Consider the following 15,364-nt stretch of genomic DNA (forward strand, 5'->3'; position numbering starts at 1 on the left):
CTCGGCCCGGTGAACGCGGCCGACAGCGGCGCGCTGTCGGCACTGGACCTGTACCGCCGCGTGGGCAAGGTGCTGGGACTGAAAGTGCGCGCGCTGCCGCACATCACGCAGGGCGGACTGAGCCCCTTCGACTACCCGGTGCCCTACCTGATGGACACGGCGCGCACCCGCTGCCTGGGCTACCGCTTCGGCGACAGCGCCAACTGGCTGGACCTGGCGATCCACCAGCTGCAGCCGGAGCTGGTGTGCGGCGGTCTTGCCCCTGTCTCAGCGCTTGAAGACCACGCCGTCCTTCATCACAAAGCGGACCTGCTGCAGCAGGCTGATGTCTTTCAGCGGGTCGCCGCTGACGGCGACGATGTCGGCGGCGTAGCCCGGCTCCACCGAGCCTAGGCGGCTGCCCTGGTTCAGCAGCTCGGCCGCGTTCAGCGTGGCCGAGCGTATCGCCTCCAGCGCCGGCATGCCCGCTTCGACCATATAGGCGAACTCCTTGGCGTTGTCGCCGTGCGGGAAAACGCCCGCGTCGGTACCAAAGGCGATCTTCACGCCGGCCTTGTAGGCACGGCCGAAAGTGGCCTGTATCAACGGGCCGATGGCTGCCGCCTTGGGCCGCACCACAGGCGAGAAGAACTCCGGATCCTTGGCCTTGTCCGCCACGTAGCGCCCGGCGCTGATGGTGGGCACGTAGTAGGCACCCTGCTTCTTGAACAGGGCGATCGCCTCGTCGTCCATATAGGTGCCGTGCTCGATGGAGTCGATGCCCGCGCGCAGTGCGCGCTTGATGCCCTCCACGCCGTGCGCATGCACGGCCACGCGGAAGCCGTAGTCCTTGGCCGTGGCGGTGATGGCTTTCAGTTCCTCGTCCGTGAACTGCGAGTTCTGGCCGCTGGCGGCCTGGCTCAGCACCCCGCCGGTGGCGGTGATCTTGACCAGGTCCGCGCCCTCCTTGTAGCGGGCGCGCACCGCTTCGCGCGCCTGGTCCGGGCCGTTGATCACGCCGTCGTACGGCGTTGGATGCCCCACCGCCTTGCCCAGTTCCCGCGACAGGCCGTTGGTGCCGTCGCCGTGGCCGCCGGTGGTGGAGATGATGGTGCCCGCCGTGTACATGCGCGGCCCGACAATGGCGCCGCTGGCGATGGCGCGCTTGAGCGATATATTCAGGCCGTCGCCGGCGCCCAGGTCGCGCACAGTGGTGAAGCCGGCCTTCAGCGTGCGCTCGGCGTAGGCCACCGAGCGGAAGGCGTCGTCCGCCACGTCCTGGCTCAGCTTCATGCGCAGCGACTCCACTTCCTTGTGCGACTCGCCCGTCAGATGCACGTGCATGTCAATCAGCCCGGGCAGGCAGGACTGGCCGCTCAGGTCGATATCGCCCTTGGCCGCGCCGGTCGGCGCCACCGACTTGACCACGCCGCCGTCCACCACCACGGTCACGCGTTCGCGCCAGACGCCGGCCTTCACGTCCAGCAGGCGGCCGCAATCAAGCGATTGCGGGGCAGCGGTGGCGGTCGTGGCAACAGCGGCGCCGTTCAATAACAGCAGCAGACCCAGGGCAGACTTGGCACGCATAAGCGGATTCCTGTAAAAATTGGTGTGCGGCAAGCGTAGCATAAGAACAAGCTGTGGCGGAATGGGCTTGGACTATAATTGCCCGCATCCGCAAACCTTGCGCAACCATGAGTACCCGTTTTGACTGCCAATTCTCCTGCCTTGCCTAAGTGGCTCACAAAGTGTCTCACCCGCCGCAACGCCATCCGCGCCCTGGCCGCAAGCGGCATCGCCGCCGCCGTGGGCGCCGCCCTGCTGGGCGGCTACATGGTGCTGTTCATTGCCCCCAAGCTGCCTGCGCTGGATGCCGTTACCGACTACCGGCCCAAGATCCCGCTGCGCATCTACACGGCGGACAATGCGCTGATCGGCGAGTTCGGCGAGGAGCACCGCGACTTCGTGGCCATCAAGGACGTGCCGGAGATGATGAAGAAGGCCATCCTCGCCATCGAGGACAAGCGCTTCTACGACCACGGCGGCATAGACTGGATACGCGCGCTGGGCGCAGTCAAGTCCAATCTGCGCGGCAGCTTCCGCCAGGGCGGCTCCACCATCACCATGCAGGTGGCGCGCAACTTCTTCCTCACCCGCGACAAGACGCCGGCCCGCAAAATGACCGAAGTCATGCTGGCCTACCGCATCGAAGCGGCCCTGAGCAAGGACCAGATCCTGGAGCTGTACCTGAACCAGATCTACCTGGGCCAGCGCTCCTACGGTTTCGCCAGCGCCGCGCAGGCCTACTTCAGCAAGCCGCTCAAGGAACTATCCATCGCCGAAATGGCGATGCTGGCCGGCCTGCCGCAAAACCCCGCGCGCCACAACCCGGTGGCCAATCCCAAGCGCGCGCGCCTGCGCCAGCACCTGGTGTTGAAGAGCATGCGCAGCCAGGACGTCATCACCGAAACGCAGTACCAGCAAGCGCTGAAAGAGACTCTGCACGTCAGCAACAAGGGGCAGGAGTTCGACACCCACGCCGAATACGCGGCCGAGCTGGCGCGCCAGGCGGTGTATGAGCAGTACAAGGAAGAGTCGTATTCGCGCGGCATCAGCGTCTATACCACCATCCTGAAGGCGGACCAGGACGCGGCCTACGAGTCGGTGCGCCGCAATGTGCTGAACTACGACCAGCGCCACGGCTACCGTGGCCCGGAAGCCTTTATCGACCTGCCTTCCGACCCGGAAGACCGCGAGGACGCCATCGACGAGGCGCTGCAGAAGCGCCGCAGCAGCGACCGCCTGATCCCGGCCGTGGTGCTGGCCGCGTCGGCCAGGAGCGTGACGGTGGAGACCATAGACGGCGAAGAGGTGGAGATCACCGGCGACGGCCTGAAGCTGGCCGCGCCTGGGCTGAGCGAGAACGCCAAGCCCGGCCTGAAACTGCGTCCCGGCGCCATTATCCGCGTCTCGCAGGGCGACAAGAAGCGCTGGGCCATCACGCAGGTGCCGCAAGTGGCGGCGGCCTTCGTGTCCATGGATTCGGCCACCGGCGCCTACCACGCCATGGTGGGCGGCTTCGACTTCAACCTGCACAAGTTCAATCACGTGACGCAGGCATGGCGCCAGCCCGGCTCCTCCATCAAGCCTTTCGTCTACTCGTCGGCGCTGGAAAAGGGCTATTACCCCGGCACCCTGATCAACGACGTGAAACTGTCCGAGACCGGCGTGGACAGCGGCGGCTGGGATCCGCAGAACGACGACAACGTCTACGACGGCCCCATCTCCATGCATGTGTCGCTGGCCAAGTCCAAGAACGTGACCTCGGTGCGCCTGCTGCGCGCGGTGGGCGTGCCGTATGCGCACGGCTTCCTCGAAAAATTCGGCTTCACCCCGGCCAAGCACCCAACCAACCTGACCATGACGCTGGGTACGGGCGCGGTCACGCCGCAGCAGATGGCGGGCGCCTACTCGGTGTTCGCCAACGGCGGCTACCAGGTGCAGCCCTACCTGATCGCCCGCATCGTGGACGGCAACGGCAAGGTGCTGTCCGAGACCAAGCCGCAGCAGGCCGCGCAGGAAAGCAACCGCGTGCTCGACCCGCGCAACGTCTTCATCACCGACTCCATGCTGCGCGAAGTGGTACGCAGCGGCACCGGCGCGCAAGCAGGCGCGCGCCTGGGCCGCCCCGACCTGGCCGGCAAGACCGGCACCACCAGCGACGCGGTGGACGGCTGGTTCGCCGGCTACGGCGACGGCGTGGTCGGCGTGGCGTGGATGGGCTACGACGATCCGAAATCGCTGGGCGGGCGAGAATTCGGCGCCACCCTGGCCATGCCGATCTGGATAGACTACATGCGCGTGGCGCTGCAAAAAGCGCCGCCGCGCGAACGCCCGGTGCCGGAAGGCGTGGTGCAGGCGGAAGACGGTTCATGGATGTACGCCGAATACATCAACGACGCCTCGGTGCGCAGCATCGACCTGAACGCACAGCCGGCGCCGGCGCAGCCACAGGAGCCCGGGGCAATAAACGTCCAACCCACCACGCCGTAGGGCGGGTTAGGCGCGGGCGCGCCGCAACCCGCCAACACCAAGCTCAACAATGCTACACTCTTGCCAATTCAATATCACGGCTATCCGGGTGTGCAAGCATGGCGATGTCACGACTCAGCGTTACGATTACCGCGCCCATCGTGCTGATTTCGGCGCTGGCCATCGGCCTGACGGTTTTCCTCAACGTGGGAAAGCTGGACCGCACGCTGGGCGAACTGGAAGACTCGCGGCTGCGCTTCACCATCAACGTGCTGCGCCAGAACCTGGAGACGGGGCTAGACCTGGGCCTGCCGGTGCGCGGCCTGGGCAACGCGCAAGCGGCCATCGACTTCGAAACGCGGCAAGACCCGGACATCGTGGCCATCGTCGTCAAGGACGAGCGCGGACGCCCCGCCTTCACCACCGGCCGCCCCGCTGAACGCAACAGCGTCACCGTCAGCACGCCGCTGTCCAACAACCTGGGCGTGACGGTGGGCGCCATCGAACTGCACTATTCCCGGCGCGGGCACGACCAGTTCGTGGCCGGCATTTCGCGCCAGCTGCTGCTGGCGGGGCTGGTGGCCACCGCTTTGTCCACGCTGCTGGCGGTGCTGGGCACGCGGCTGTGGGTGCGGCGCATAGGCCGCACGCTGGGCAGCATGGAACACGCGCTGGACGCCAGCGCGCCGCCGGTGGCGCGGCCGGACCGGCACGCAGCCGCGCTGGCGGAACTGGCTGCGCACAGCGCCGGCCAGGCCTTGCGGGAGCTTGAGCAGGCGCAGCACGCCATCACCAGCAAGGACGTGGCGGGGGAAAAGCTATGAGCCTGGCCGCGCCGCTCACCGTGGCCCACGAGGAGCGCCTCTACACGCGCCCCGTGCGGCGCCTGTTCGTGTTCACGCTGGCGCTGCTGCTGGCGGTGCAGCTGGCGCTGTCGCTGTATGCGTGGTCGCTGTCCGAGCGCGCGCTGCTGCCGGAGTTCGGCCGCAAGGCGCAAACCACCGGCACGGCGCTGGCGGCGCAACTGGCGCGCGCGCTGGACTACGGCATCCCGCTGCAGCGACTGGAAGGTGTGCCGGAATTCTTTGCCGACGTGCTGAAGCAGAATCGCGACCTGGCCTATCTGCGCATCGTGGACGGCAGCGGCAAGGCACTGTTTGGCAGCACGCAGGCCGAGAGCAGCGCACCGGAGCAGTTCCTGGATACGGCGCTGCCGCTGATGCACAAGGGACAGGCGGTGGGCCGGCTGCATGTGGGTGTGGACAAGAACTACATCGCCGCGCGCGTGCGCGAGCTGCGCTACGACATCGGCATTGTGCTCATCACCAGCCTGCTGATTGCTTTCGAAATCCTGTGGTTCGTGGTGACGCTCACCTTCACCGCGCCCATGCGCCAGATCCTCGGGCTGATGACCAGCATGGCGGCGGGCGACTTCCGCCAGCGCGCCGCGCCGGAAGCCGGCGCCGCCATCGCCGTCCGCCTGCACACGCTCAGCGCGCGCATCAACCACGGCTTCGGAGAACTGGTGCGCAGCGCAGCAGCGCTGCGCCAGACCAGCCCGCAGCAGGCGGCGCATGCCGAGCCGCTATTGCAGCGGCTGCGTCAGGCTTACTCCTTCGGCGACGCCGCCGCCGATCCCGCCCAGGCGCCGCGCATCGTGCTGGTGCGCGTGCTCAGCTTCCTGTTCATGTTTGCCGAAATGCTGTCCCGCCCCTTCCTGCCGGTGTACGCGGCATCGCTGCCGGCCGGCGCGGCCGCCGGGTCCCTGCACGCCAGCCTGCCGGTCACCGCCTTCCTGCTCGGCGTGGCGCTGAGCATGCCCTTTGCCGGCCGCTGGTCGGACCGGATGGGGCGGCGCAGCAGCTATATCGCCGGCGCGCTGGCCGTCATGGCGGGACTGGCCGTCACAGGGCTGGTGCCGGATTACTACGCCCTCGTCGTCGCGCGCGCACTCACCGGCGTGGGCTACGCCATCATGTTCATGGCCTGCCAGGGCTTCGTGTTCGACAACACGGACAGCAGCAACCGGGGCAAAGGCATGGCGCTGTTCGTGGGCGCCATCATGGTGGCCGAGATCTGCGCACCCGCCGTGGGCGGCATCCTGGCGGACAGGGTCGGCTACCGCATGGTGTTCCTGCTGGGCGCGGCCGTGGCGCTGGTGGCGGCCGCCATCGCGGCGGCGGTGCTGAGCAAGGGCGTGCCGGCGGGCGTTCAGCAGACGCCGGCACGGCAGCCCCAGTCCCAGCCGCCGCAGGCTTCGCTTCTGGCGCGGCTGGTGCGGAACCGGCGCTTCCTGGCGTTGTCCATCCTGTCCGGCGTGCCCGCCAAGTTCCTGTACTCCGGCTTCCTTATCTTCCTGGTGCCGGTGCTGCTGTCCGGCCTGGGTTTGTCCAAGTCGGAAATCGGCCGCTACACCATGCTGTACGGCCTGAGTTCCCTGGCCCTGGCGCCGCTGTTCGCGCACCTGGCCGACCGCTACAACGCCTACGCGCCGCTGGTGGCGGCCGGGGGCGTGCTGACCGGCCTGGGATTGCTGCCGGTGGCATGGGGAGCCAGCGGGGAGCTGGTCATGCTGGGCATAGGCGCGCTGGGTGTCGGCCAGTCCATGAGCATCTCCGCCCAGCTGGTGCTGGTGGCGCGCGTGACGGCGCAGGAAGCGCAGGACGCGGGCACCGGCCCCATCGTCGGCCTGTTCCGGCTGCTCGAGCGCCTGGGTGCGGCGGCCGGGCCGGTGGCCACCGGCGCGCTGGCGGCGCGCTACGGCGCCGCCCACGCCATGGCCTTCCTCGGCGTGTTCGCGCTGGGCGCCTCGCTGCTGTTCTCGCTGGTCTTCGCTCTGGCCAGCCGCGCGGCCGGAAAACCGGCCGGCCCGCCGGCGGAGGCATCGGCATGAGGCGGCGTTCCATTTGCGGCGCGGCGGCCGCACTGGCCCTGGGCTGCGCCCTGCCGCGCGCGCTGGCGCAAAGCGCGCAAGCGGCGCCGCGCCCGCCGCGCATCTACATGATACTGTTCCGCGGCGAGACCGCCGTGGAAAAAGGGTTCCGCGACTACTTCGCCGTGAACGGCATGCCGGTGGAGCTGATCGTGCGCGACGTGGCGCTGGACGTGGGCAAGGTGCCGCAGCTGATCGCCGAAGCGCGCGCCATGAAGGTGGACCTGATCTACACCTGGGGCACGCCCATCACGCTGGCGGTGGCGGGCAAACAGGGCGCGGTCGATCCAAGCCGCCACGTCACCGACATCCCGGTGGTGTTCACCATGGTGGCCTCGCCGCAGGGTTCGGGGCTGGTCAAGTCGCTGGTCTCGTCGGGCCGCAACATCACCGGCGCCTGCCACGTGGTGCCGCCCAGCCAGCAGCTCAGCGCCATCCGCGCCTACCGCCATTTCGACCGCCTGGCCATTATCTACAACCCGGCCGAACCGAACTCCGTGCAGAACGTGAAGGACTTGCGCGCGGTGGCCGCCAGCGAGCGCTTCCAGCTGCTGGAGCGCCCGGTGCCGCTGGACGCCAAAGGCCAGCCGCTGGCGTCCGAACTGCCCGCCATGGTGGCGGAACTGGCGCAGCAGCGCGTGCAGCTGCTCTACATCGGACCGGACAGCTTCCTGGCCGCCAACCGCAAGCTGCTGACCGAAGCCGCGCTGGAGCAGCGCCTGCCCGCCTTCTCCGCCACCGAGATCGCCGTGCGCGAAGGCAAAGCGCTGTTTGGCCTGGTGTCCGGCTACGAAAGCGTGGGCCGGCTCACGGCCCACAAGGCGGAACAGATCCTGCGCCAGCACATGGCGCCTGCCGCCATACCGATTGAAACGCTGGCGCGTTTCTCCTACCTGGTAAACATGCCTGTAGCCGCCCAGCTCGACCTCTACCCGCCGCTCAAGGTGCTCAACTACGCGGAGCTGCTGAAATGACTTCCTGCTCGAACGATCCGCAATTCCGCTGGCAGCAGATGCGCCAGGACGAGGCGGCCGAGGTACACCAGCTGCACCTTGGCGTGCTGGCGCAGATGCCCGCCGGCCTGGTGCGGCCCGATGAACTGAGCCACTTCGAACAGCACGCGCAGGCCCAGGGCCGCATCCTGTGCTGCCGCGCGGACGGAGAGCTGGTGGCCTACGGCGTGCTGGGGATGGACTCGCACACGGTGGACCACATGGCCGAGCTGCTGCATGCCGGCCCGGCCGGGCGCGCGCGCATGTGCGTGCTGGACGGCGCCGCCTCGCTGCCCGAATGGCGCGGGCGCAGGCTGCATTGCGCGGCCATCGAAGAACGCATGGCGCTGGGCCGGGAGCTGGGCCGCACGCTGGTGGTGGCCACGGTGGCGCCGGAAAACATGCGCAGCCTGCGCGGGCTCACGCTCGAGGGTTTCTGCGTATCCGGCTACGCCATCGTCTACGGCGGCCTGGCCCGGCTGCTGGTGCAGCGCGACCTGCTGCAGCCGCAGGCGCCCTGGATCGCCTGCCGCCGCGTGGCCCATGGCGACCACGCAGGCCACCAGCGCGCGCTGGCGGACGGCCTGCGCGGCTTCCAATGCTGGCAGGACGAGAACAATCACTGGTCCGTGGAATACGGCGTGCAGGCCTCAGGCTAGCGGCACGCTCTGCTCAAAGCGGAACAGATTGTGCGGGTCCACGCGGCGCTTCACTTCCGACAGCCGCTTCAGGTTCGTGCCGTAGTAAGCCTGCGCCCAGTTCTTCAGGTCGCGGTTGGGGAAGTTGACGTAGGACTCGGGCTGCAGGAAACGCTGCATGTCGTCGTAATAGTCCTTCAGCCAGGCGCGCTGGCGCTGCACCGTCTCCGGCTTGTCGATCGGCCCCCACGAAGCTTCCATTTCGAAGATGTAGTTGGAATCGCGGTGCACATAGGCCGTGGCGTTGCTCGGCACCTCCTTCACCTTGCCGCCGATGGCGAACAGGATGCCCATATTCTCCTGCAGCAGCGAGCCGCCCGGCCAGCGCGTCATCCAGTTCAGCATATTGTCCAGCGCCGCCTCGCTCAGCTCCTTGTGCACGAAGCTGCAGCGGATGTCGTACAGGCCGTTCGGATCGTCGGTCAGCAGGTAGTCGCGGCCGCGCCAGTAATCGACTTCATAGATGTCGGCAATCTGCGGCACGGCGACGGCGTACAGCGGCGCCAGCATCTCGCGCAGCTCTTTTTCGCCGCCCCAGAACTGGCCCAGCGTTTCCACGTACAGGCTGTCGCGCGAAGGACGCGGGCCGGCGGCCAAGGGCAGCGCCTTGCTGCGCGTGGAAATCCGGGTTGGGTGCGCCAGCTGCAAGGCCTGCAAGGCGCGCAGCAATTCGATCTGCTTGCCCGGCGCCCACGTCAGGTTGAAGGTGGTGACCGTGCCCACCGGGTGCACATTAAAGGTAAAGCCGGTATGGACGCCGAAGTTGCCGCCGCCGCCGCCGCGCACCGCCCAGAAAAGTTCACTGTCGCTATTGGCGTCGATGCGGCGGGATGCAGCGCTGGCGACCACCAGCTCGGTGCCTACCAGGCTGTCGCAGGTCAGGCCCCTGTGCGTGGCGGCAAAGCCCCAGCCGCCACCCAGCACCAGGCCGCTGGTGCCCACCGTGGGGCAGCGCCCCGAAGGAATGGCCACGCCGTAATTGCGCAGCGCCGCCGCCACGTCGTTATTGTTGGCGCCGCCCTGCACCCACGCGGTCTGGTTCTTCAGGTCCAGCTTCACGTTGTTCATGGCTTTCACGTCGATCAGCAAACCGGCCGTGGTGGAGAAGCCCGCGTAATTGTGGCCGCCGGAGCGGATGGCGAAAGGCATGCGCGTGTCGCCTGCCAGGCGGATGCAGCGCTGCACATCGGCCTCGGTGGCGCACATGGCCACAGCCTGCGGCTGCACGCCGGCCCAGCGCGCGTTGTTCGGCCAGGCGGCCAGCGCAAAGCCATCTTCGCCCGGCAGTATCAAGCGTCCCTCAAAGTCCCGCGCCAGGGAGCGCAGGCCGTGCGGCCCCAGCTTCAGCGCAGGCTTGGCCAGTACCGCCGCCGGCGCCAGGCCCAGTGCTGCGGCGCCTAAAGCGCCTGCCTGCAGAAAGCCGCGGCGCGTGTTCACGATTTCATTCGTCATCCTGTTGATTTTCCTTTGATTGATGTCCAAGTTTACCTCTCTGCTTCTCCCGCTCCCGCTGCCGCAGCACGTCTATCATGACGTTGAAGGTGCGCGCCAACCGGCCGATTTCATCGGTGCTGGTGACCTTGATGCTGGCGCGGTCGTAGTCGCCGTCCTTGAGCGCATTGGCCGCTTCCGTCAGCCGCACCACGGGACGCGTAATGCTGCGCGCGAACAGCACCGCCAGGATCAGGAACACCAGGCCCACAGCGGCCACGCTGTACAGCACATTGACGAACAGGCGCTGCAAGGGCTCTTCGAAGCGCGTGCGCGACTCGGTCACGCCCACCACCCAGTTGTGGCCCTGCACCGGCGCGTAGCCCGCGTGTTCGTCCACGCCGCTCAGCGTGGAGTGGTAGCTGATATTGCCCGCCGTCCTGGCGCCTATCAGCACCTTGGCCAGCTCCGGCATGTCCACGCTTTCTATGCGGTGGCGGCGGAAGCGCTGGTCGGCCACGATGCGGCCCAGCGTGGCCTTGGGCAGCGGCGCCAGGCTGCGGTACAGCTGGTTCTGGTCCGGGTAGTGCACCAGGATGCCGTCGCCGTCTATCATGAAGGGCACGCGCTTGCCGTTCCCGCCAGCGCCGGCATCGTTGAGGATGGACGATATCGTGCCGCCCTTGATGCGCAACACCACCACGCCTATCACCTTGTTCGCGTTGTCGAACACCGGGTTGGCGTAGTACACGCCGGGCTTGCCCGCCGTGGAGCCGATAATCACGCCGGTCATGAAAGGATGGCCCTTCATGGCCTCCTGGAAGTACTCGCGGAACTTGAAGTTCACGCCCGCCACGCCAGGCTCGCTGGACACCAGCGCCGTGCCTTCGCTGTTCATCAGGAAGATCAGGTGCGCGTCCGGATTGGTCTTGATCAGGTTGGCCAGCTTGGCGCTCACCACTTCCCGCTTCGCATCGCTGGGCGCGCGCAGGTAGTCGATAAAGGCGGAATCGGTCGCCAGGTAGCTGGCCTGGTAGCGGCTGTCCAGTATCAGCTGCGAGATGCGGCCCGCCGTCGCTTGCGCCAGGCTCTCCAGGTTGCGCAGCTCGCTGGCCGACACGGCGGCCACCGAACCGTTCAGGTTGTAGTAGGCGGTAATCGTCATGGGCAGCAGCGCGGCCAGCATCATGGCGATGGTCATCTTCACCACCAGCGGCCACGAGGATGGCCGCCAGATGGCCTTGCCCAGCTTGCGCACGCCTTTCGTCAGCCGCCGCTGGCCTTCCAGGTCGCCCACGCGCAGCGCCTCCTGCAAGCCCAGGCTGCCGGCATGCGAGGCGAACAGGCTTTGCGAGAGCTCCGCGATGCTTTGCGGACGCTGCTTGGGATCGACCACCAGCGCCCAGTCCACCGCCATCAGGAATTCTTCGCTGTAGCGGCCCTTGCCCGCCTGCGTGGCGGGAATGTATTCGGCCACGCCGCTCTGGCGTTCCGGCGCGGGCGCCGGCTTGGCGCCGGTGATCATCCAGTACAGCGTGGCGCCGATGGCGTAGATATCGGTCCACGGCCCCTGTTCGCCGCCCTGGTACTGCTCCAGCGGCGCGTAGCCGGGCGTGACCACGTCGGCCATGGTTTGCAGGCCGCCCACGGTCTGGCGCGCGGCGCCGAAGTCGAGCAGCACCCAGCTGCCGTCTTCCTTGCGCACGTAGATGTTATCCGGCTTGATGTCGCGGTGGAGGTAGCCCGACTCGTGCACCAGCGACAGGCCGTCCAGCAGCGGCTGCACCAGCGACAGCAACTGCTGCTCGCCCATGTTCTTCTGCTTGTCCCACCACTGCTTGAGCGGCTGGCCGCGCTCGTATTCAAGCACCATGTAGGCGGTGCGGTGCGCCTCGAAGAAGCGCGCCACCCGCACGATGTTGGAGTGCCGGAAGGTGGCCAGCGTGCGCGCTTCGACCAGGAAGCATTCCAGGCCGTTCAGGTAGAAGTCGTTATCTTCGGGCCAGCGCGGCGAGACCGACTTGTCGCTGGCGCGGGTGGCGAAATCGGCCGGCAGATACTCCTTGATGGCCACGCGCACGTTCAGGTTCACGTCCGTGGCCAGATAGGTGATGCCGAAGCCGCCCTGCCCCAGCACCGCGTCGATGCGATATTCAAACAGTTCGAAACCCGGCGCCAGGGCCAGCGGCGTGGAAATGCCGGGCGCGATGGAGCGGTTGGGCGCGGCGGGCAAAGCCGGCAGCTGCGAGCGCACCGGCTGCGAAGGCGGCTGCGAGCGGCCCAGCGTGGGCGTGGTGCGCTGGGTGTGCGAGGGCTGCCCGGCATCCGCGTGCGCAGGCGTGGCCTCCCCGCCGCCCTGGCGCGCCGGTTCGCGCGTGCCGTCGGGGCGGTAGTGCGGCACGGGGATGGTGGCGTCGTCGTCATGCGCGTACTGCGCGCTGTGCGGGCGCGGGACAGTGATGTCGGCCTGGCCGTCGCGCGCGGCCAGCTGGTCCGTCGCTGCGCGGGCCGTCATTTCCTGCACGTCGCGCATGCGGCGTTCAACCGCCACCACGGCTTCCAGCGCAGCCACGCGCCGCGCCAGGATGGCCGCGCGCGCCTCGGCGGCGGCGTTGCGGCCTTCATTGGCCGTTCCCTCTGCTCCGTCCGCTCCGTGCTGCTGCCCGCGCTGTTCGCTATCGTCCATGCATCATCCCGCCATTCATTTTTCACCACGTGGCGCCATAGAGCGCATTGCGCATGCTAGCATGCAGTTATGGCCTTTGTGACAAAGGCCTGGAGACAATTTCTACTACTGGAGACACCTTGGGCAATTGGAAGCAATTATCACCGTCGGCGCTGCACCGCCTCGACCTGGGCCTGGCCTACGGCCTGACCGATGTTGGCACCGTGCGCGAGTCCAACCAGGATAATTTCTTCATCGCTCCCGAACTTGGCCTGGTGGTCGTGGCCGACGGCATGGGCGGCCACGAGGCGGGCGAAATCGCCAGCGCGGACGCCATCCGGCTGCTGCACAGCTTCCTGCGCGCATCGCACGGCGACCAGCAGTCCTCGCCCGGCGACGCCAGCGACGCCACCGTGCCCGCCTTCCACGCCAGCGCCTTCGATCCGGTGCAGGCCGACCCCGACGCCACCTGGACCGACGCCACCATGCGCGCCATGATCACGCTGCACGACGCGGTGGAATTCGCCAACGAGCGCATGTACCAGACCAACAGCGCCAACGACCAGGCCGACGGCGCGGGCATGGGCACCACGCTGACCGGCATGTGGCAGGTGGCGCAGGACGGGCCGGTGTTCATCTTCCACATCGGCGACAGCCGCCTGTACTGCTTCCGCAATGGCCGCCTGAACCAGCTTACGCGCGACCAGACCTTGTACCAGCAGGCGCTGGAGGCGGGCATGGCGGAGCCGCTCCCGGCGCGCAACCTGCTGCTCCAGGCGCTCGGCCCGGCGCCGCTGATCAAGCCGGACCTGCAGACGCAGGCCGTGTCGCCGGGCGACGTCTACATGCTGTGCAGCGACGGCCTGTATGGCAACTCGCCGCCGGAAGCCATCGCCGCCATCCTGGCCCGGGTGCGCGACGACAACCTGGCCGAGTGCTGCGCCGAACTGGTCGCCATGGCCAAGCGCGACGGCAGCCGGGACAACATCACCGCAGTGATCGTGCGCTGCAAGGACGCGTGATAGCGGCGGGCTACGGCGCCTTGCGCCTAACCCGCCCTACGCACCAATACAGTCCCGGGCCTTGTAGGGCGGGTTAGGCCGGAGGCCGTAACCCGCCAGGCGGTCACGCGCCCCATCCGCTCTGCAGCCACGTCCCCGCCAGCATCCCCGCAAAAGCCGCCGGCGCAGGCAAGCCCCGGCACAGCAGCAAGCTCGGTTCCACCTCGGCCGAACCGTCGGTCCACCAGATACTCTGCCCGCGCAGCGCCGCTGCGGCCAGCGCCGGAACCTGCGCCGCCACGGCATCCAGCGATGCGAGCGGCAAGCGGCAACCCACGCCTCCCTGCTGACCGGCCAGCGGCGCATCGCTCAGCGGCGGCATGGCCTGCAGCAAGCCATCGAACGGCTCCAGCTGGAAGCGTTCCTCCAGCGATGACAAGGCCAGCGCCTCCAGCTGGTCGAACCATGGCTTGCCGTTCGCCACCCAATCCAGCAGCCCCCCGCCGCCCGGCGCACCGGCCGCTATGGTGAGCGGAAAGTGCCGCCCCACGCGGTCCACGCTGGGCATCAGCACACCGGCCCAGGCATTGCGGTCGCACACGCCCGGCGCCAACGCAAAGCGCCAGATAGGACTCGTCAGATAGGTTTGCAGCCAACGCGCGCCCAGCGCCTCGCGGCTGCCCTGCATGGACGCCTGCAGCCACGCGTCCCACACGCCCAGCAAGGGCGGCGGCAAGCGGCGCGAAACGAAGTCGCCATGCGTGCTCACTTTGCCGAAGAATCCCGGCGCCAGTTCCGGCTCTTCCATTACAGCGACTCCAGGCAGCGGAACTGCTCCACGCCGTCGCGCTTGAACGGATTGTTCACGCTGTTGGCTGTCAGTTCGTAGATAATCTTGCGGCCTTCCAGGTCGAAGGTCAGCTTGTAGCGTTCGCCCTGAGCGGAAGGCTCCAGCATGGCTTTGTCCAGCATGCGGAACCAGGCCCACGCGCCCTCGGTGCGCAGCTCCACCGTGGTGGCGGGCGCCACCTCGAAGCGCACCGCGTTCACGCCTTTGCCGCTCGGGATCTGGAAGCTCGCCGCGCCCTGCTGCGTCTTCGGCGCGAACGCCAGCTGCTGGCCGTCGACGTCCAGCAGCACGCGGGTCAGCGCGGCGTCCGCCGCCAGCGGCTTCAGGTCGAAGCGCACGGAAGGCTGCTTGCCGCCGTTGCCGAAGAACTTGTCGCGTATCTGCGCGGCGCGCTGGAATTCGTTCAGCACTTCCTGGCTGATGCCAAGATCCATATTGTTCACCATGCGCCAGCGCCATTGCGCGCCGCTGGTGTCGACGTAGTTGACCAGGTGCTTCTGGAAGAATTCATCGGCCAGGCCGCCGGGGCCGAAGAAGCGGCCGAAGTCGTCCGGCGTGGCTTCCTGCACGGCCTTGCGAACCAGCGGGTAGCGGCCTGCGATGGCGGCGCGGCAGAACAGCGCAGGGCCGGTCTTCCACAACGCGTCCAGGCGGTCGCGCTCCGTGCCCAGCGTGAGGCCAGAACCGGCCGTGTTCACATTGCGCACCAGCGCGCCCAGCGGCGCCGGCAAGCCGTCCGCCTCGCGCTTCAGGCGCGCCAGCGCGTCGGCCGGCGGCGCGGGCT

The 15,364-nt window shown here is 68.0% G+C and carries 11 protein-coding genes; 6 read left to right on the forward strand and 5 right to left on the reverse strand.

From position 1 onward, the window contains the following. Window positions 1–267: 267 nt before the first annotated feature. The gene (locus tag GTP77_RS24740; protein ID WP_161074819.1) at window positions 268–1,566 is read right to left on the reverse strand and encodes a metal-dependent hydrolase family protein; all 1,299 of its coding nucleotides are present in this window, start codon (window positions 1,564–1,566) and stop codon (window positions 268–270) included. 120 nt (window positions 1,567–1,686) lie between these two features. Here GTP77_RS24740 and GTP77_RS24745 point away from each other — a divergent pair, with 120 nt between their 5' ends. From GTP77_RS24745 to GTP77_RS24765, 5 genes are all read left to right on the forward strand, one after another. Continuing rightward, window positions 1,687–4,032: a penicillin-binding protein 1A gene (locus GTP77_RS24745; RefSeq protein WP_161074820.1), complete on the forward strand. Its 2,346-nt coding sequence runs from the start codon at window positions 1,687–1,689 to the stop codon at window positions 4,030–4,032. Between the two features lie 98 nt (window positions 4,033–4,130). Next, complete coding sequence (locus tag GTP77_RS24750) at window positions 4,131–4,835, forward strand: hypothetical protein (protein WP_161074821.1); 705 nt, start codon at window positions 4,131–4,133, stop codon at window positions 4,833–4,835. Beyond that, window positions 4,832–6,904, forward strand: a complete 2,073-nt coding sequence (locus GTP77_RS24755; protein ID WP_161074822.1) for an MFS transporter — start codon at window positions 4,832–4,834, stop codon at window positions 6,902–6,904. Before GTP77_RS24750 ends, GTP77_RS24755 begins: the two co-directional genes overlap by 4 nt. Next, window positions 6,901–7,917: an ABC transporter substrate-binding protein gene (locus GTP77_RS24760; protein ID WP_161074823.1), complete on the forward strand. Its 1,017-nt coding sequence runs from the start codon at window positions 6,901–6,903 to the stop codon at window positions 7,915–7,917. Before GTP77_RS24755 ends, GTP77_RS24760 begins: the two co-directional genes overlap by 4 nt. Beyond that, complete coding sequence (locus tag GTP77_RS24765) at window positions 7,914–8,594, forward strand: hypothetical protein (protein ID WP_161074824.1); 681 nt, start codon at window positions 7,914–7,916, stop codon at window positions 8,592–8,594. Before GTP77_RS24760 ends, GTP77_RS24765 begins: the two co-directional genes overlap by 4 nt. On the opposite strand, the gene GTP77_RS24770 is transcribed toward GTP77_RS24765, so the two are convergent. Together GTP77_RS24770 and GTP77_RS24775 are read right to left on the reverse strand one after the other, a co-directional pair. Beyond that, entirely contained in the window at window positions 8,586–10,085 is a 1,500-nt protein-coding gene (locus GTP77_RS24770; protein WP_161074825.1) for an FAD-binding oxidoreductase, read from the reverse strand. The two genes, GTP77_RS24765 and GTP77_RS24770, sit on opposite strands and share 9 nt — an antisense overlap. Further along, a complete protein-coding gene (locus tag GTP77_RS24775; RefSeq protein WP_161074826.1) occupies window positions 10,075–12,750 on the reverse strand; it encodes a protein kinase domain-containing protein in 2,676 nt (891 codons plus the stop codon). The genes GTP77_RS24770 and GTP77_RS24775 overlap by 11 nt, the downstream gene beginning before the upstream one ends. Window positions 12,751–12,869: 119 nt before the next feature. Between GTP77_RS24775 and GTP77_RS24780 the strand changes: the two genes are divergently transcribed. Continuing rightward, entirely contained in the window at window positions 12,870–13,751 is an 882-nt protein-coding gene (locus GTP77_RS24780; protein ID WP_223149397.1) for a PP2C family protein-serine/threonine phosphatase, read from the forward strand. Between the two features lie 103 nt (window positions 13,752–13,854). On the opposite strand, the gene tagF is transcribed toward GTP77_RS24780, so the two are convergent. Both tagF and GTP77_RS24790 read right to left on the reverse strand, forming a co-directional pair. Beyond that, window positions 13,855–14,538 carry a type VI secretion system-associated protein TagF gene (gene tagF, locus GTP77_RS24785; RefSeq protein WP_161074828.1) on the reverse strand — a complete coding sequence of 228 codons (684 nt, stop codon included), beginning with the start codon at window positions 14,536–14,538 and terminating at the stop codon, window positions 13,855–13,857. Beyond that, on the reverse strand, window positions 14,538–15,364 hold an 827-nt coding region (locus GTP77_RS24790), incomplete at its 5' end, for a type VI secretion IcmF C-terminal domain-containing protein (RefSeq protein WP_308807782.1). The genes tagF and GTP77_RS24790, both read right to left, overlap by 1 nt.

Source organism: Pseudoduganella aquatica (assembly GCF_009857595.1).
GTDB lineage: Bacteria > Pseudomonadota > Gammaproteobacteria > Burkholderiales > Burkholderiaceae_D > Rugamonas > Rugamonas aquatica_A.

Coding starts and splice junctions, on each gene's coding strand:
- GTP77_RS24740 (WP_161074819.1), bottom strand. CDS start 1,566: ATGCGTGCCAAGTCTGCCCTGGGTCTGCTGCTGTTATTGAACGGCGCC.
- GTP77_RS24750 (WP_161074821.1), top strand. CDS start 4,131: ATGGCGATGTCACGACTCAGCGTTACGATTACCGCGCCCATCGTGCTG.
- GTP77_RS24755 (WP_161074822.1), top strand. CDS start 4,832: ATGAGCCTGGCCGCGCCGCTCACCGTGGCCCACGAGGAGCGCCTCTAC.
- GTP77_RS24760 (WP_161074823.1), top strand. CDS start 6,901: ATGAGGCGGCGTTCCATTTGCGGCGCGGCGGCCGCACTGGCCCTGGGC.
- GTP77_RS24765 (WP_161074824.1), top strand. CDS start 7,914: ATGACTTCCTGCTCGAACGATCCGCAATTCCGCTGGCAGCAGATGCGC.
- GTP77_RS24770 (WP_161074825.1), bottom strand. CDS start 10,085: ATGACGAATGAAATCGTGAACACGCGCCGCGGCTTTCTGCAGGCAGGC.
- GTP77_RS24775 (WP_161074826.1), bottom strand. CDS start 12,750: ATGGACGATAGCGAACAGCGCGGGCAGCAGCACGGAGCGGACGGAGCA.
- tagF (WP_161074828.1), bottom strand. CDS start 14,538: ATGGAAGAGCCGGAACTGGCGCCGGGATTCTTCGGCAAAGTGAGCACG.